This window comes from Bulleidia sp. HCP3S3_C9, from assembly GCF_052064035.1.
In the GTDB taxonomy this organism is placed as follows: Bacteria; Bacillota_I; Bacilli_A; order Erysipelotrichales; family Erysipelotrichaceae; genus Bulleidia.
Window position 1 is genome coordinate 1 of the sequence record NZ_JBQHWJ010000099.1, and the last position, 2,380, is coordinate 2,380.

2 protein-coding genes are annotated in these 2,380 nt (G+C 38.4%); both read left to right on the forward strand.

Annotated features, from left to right (window positions below; genetic code table 11):
* Positions 1–229: 229 nt before the first annotated feature.
* A complete protein-coding gene (locus ACTND6_RS10845) occupies positions 230–1,480 on the forward strand; it encodes a hypothetical protein (protein WP_441045102.1) in 1,251 nt (416 codons plus the stop codon).
* Positions 1,473–2,276 carry an ATP-binding protein gene (locus ACTND6_RS10850; protein WP_441045104.1) on the forward strand — a complete coding sequence of 268 codons (804 nt, stop codon included), beginning with the start codon at positions 1,473–1,475 and terminating at the stop codon, positions 2,274–2,276. The genes ACTND6_RS10845 and ACTND6_RS10850 overlap by 8 nt, the downstream gene beginning before the upstream one ends.
* Positions 2,277–2,380: the final 104 nt, after the last annotated feature.

The window sequence follows — 2,380 nt, forward strand, 5'->3', positions numbered from 1 at the left end:
TTGTTAGGGTCAGGAGAAAATCACCAAAAAGTGTCAGTCGGAAACAGCCAATTTTAGTCAAAAGAAAATCGCCATAATTTAACAATATAAAAAAGACCATTACCATTTTTCAATAACAGTCCTAAACTGATATACGCCAACACATCAGATAAAGGAGGTTAAATTGAATATTAATAGTAATGACCTCGAGGACATATTAGCACATGCCCTTGCCACCATAAAGGAAAAAATGGGTGAAAGTTATTCGATTGAGAAAGTGAATCTGGCAGAACTGCACAGAATTACAGGCATCAGTCGAGCCAAGCTAAGAAGATTAAAGAAAAATGGTTTTGTAGTAAAACCAAATGGAAATAAAGGAAAAAAATCCGATAAAACTGTTTTATCTGGATATGAAGGTGTCATTAATAATCTTCTTAAAGGAAATGTTACAAATTCTGAAGTAATCTATGAAAGAATTCAGACACTTGGATACACCGGAGGGCTGACAACCATAAAGAATTACATTTCTGAAAATAAATTTCTCATTCCAGCACCAAGAGAGATTGTAAGTCCACAGGGAAACAGAGGCAGAAGATATCATACAGGTCCTGGTGAGAATTACCAGATGGACTGGGGATTTGTTAAAGTGAATGCTCCTGACGGTATTTCTTATCAATGCGCATGTTTCGCCATGATCTGTCATCACTGCGGCGAGCGATACATTGAATTCTTTCCAAATGCCAGACAGGAAAACCTGTTTATTGGTATGATTCATGCGTTTATTTACATGGGCATTCCAGAGAACGTTCTTACAGATAACATGAAAAGCGTAGTCATCGGAAGAGATGTGGAAGGAAATCCTCTCTGGCAGAAAGATTATGAGATCTTCATGAAAACAATTGGTTTCCATACAAAGCTGTGTAAATGCAGACACCCATTTACAAAGGGAAAAGTGGAAAGACTTGTCCGCTTTGTAAAAGAAAATTTTATTGTCGGAAGAACATTTGGAAACATTACAGATCTGAACTGCGATGCATTGATCTGGTGTAACGAACAGAATGACAGATATCATCGTGCTATGGATTGCGTTCCTGCAGAAGTACACAGTAATGAATGTATGCATGTGGCTGAAATACTGACAATGACTGAAGAAATCATGAAATACCTGTGTCCTGTCAGAAAGATCAGCTTTGATGGATTTGTGAACTATGAAGGCAGAAGATTTGGTGTCCCATATACATACACTCGCAAGACCTGCAGAGTCATGAGAAAAGATTTCTATCTGTATATCTATGATACGGATCTTACACATCAGATTGCGGTGCATAATATCACATGGAGCCGCAAAGACAGCTATGCACATGATCAGTATGCAATTAAGGAACCTGAAGAATTGCCGACTGCACCAGTAAAGGCTGTTATTACTCAAAAAGAGGAAGCTGTACCTGAAAAAGGATTTGAAAAGTTTGATTTTGGAAAGATGGTGAAGTGGAATGACTGAGTCATCATACGATAAAATTGCAGAAATCGCAGATTATCTGAAACTGAGCATATCTGCCGAAGAAATTGCAGGCTGTTTTACAAAGCTGAATATGAGTCAGGAAGAGATTGAAAAAACAACAGAATTTTTTGAGATTCTTGAAGAGAGAAAAAAGGAGGCAGTGGTGAATACCTGCCTGAAGTTGAGCAGACTTCCACTGACAGAACCAAAAACCTTCAGTAATTTTGATTTCTCATATGTGCATTCAAACAATCTGGAAAAGCTGAAGAATCTCAGTACACTGTCTCCACTTTACGAACACAGAAATCTTGCTTTTATCGGTCCGCCAGGAATCGGAAAGACACATCTGGCTATGTCATTTGGAAGAGCGTGCTGCGAATTAGGAAATAAGGTTTATTTTCTTAAAGCAACAGAACTTAATCAGCGTCTTACACAGGCCAGAAAGAATGACAGTGTAGGAAGTACAACGAACGGCCTTGTAAAGCCAAGCTGCCTGATTATCGATGAAATGGGAAGATGCAAGTTTGACAAGGAAAATACAAGAATCTTCTTTGATGTCATAGACAGACGTGCTTCAAAAGAAGGTCCGAACTGTATGATCTTTACAAGCAATAAATCCCCTTCCCAATGGAAAGAGGACTTTGATGAAGATGACACACTGCTGTGTGCATTAGATCGGATATTTGACAACGCAATTGTCTACATGATGGACGGAAAAAGCTATCGTGGCAGAAAACTTGAAACTGTTGCGGTGAAGGTCGGAAGTACATCTGATTTGTTAGATCCAGTTAAGTAATAAATGAATTTTTGAAAGTCATCTGATGTGCTGGCTTTTTTCTTTTGACTAAAATTGGCGATTTTCTCCTGACCCGGAATGGTTAAATTAACCTGACGCTAACA

Bases quoted from the DNA above. Each gene is read 5' to 3' on its own strand.
- ACTND6_RS10845 (WP_441045102.1), top strand. From the start codon at position 230: ATGGGTGAAAGTTATTCGATTGAGAAAGTGAATCTGGCAGAACTGCAC.
- ACTND6_RS10850 (WP_441045104.1), top strand. From the start codon at position 1,473: ATGACTGAGTCATCATACGATAAAATTGCAGAAATCGCAGATTATCTG.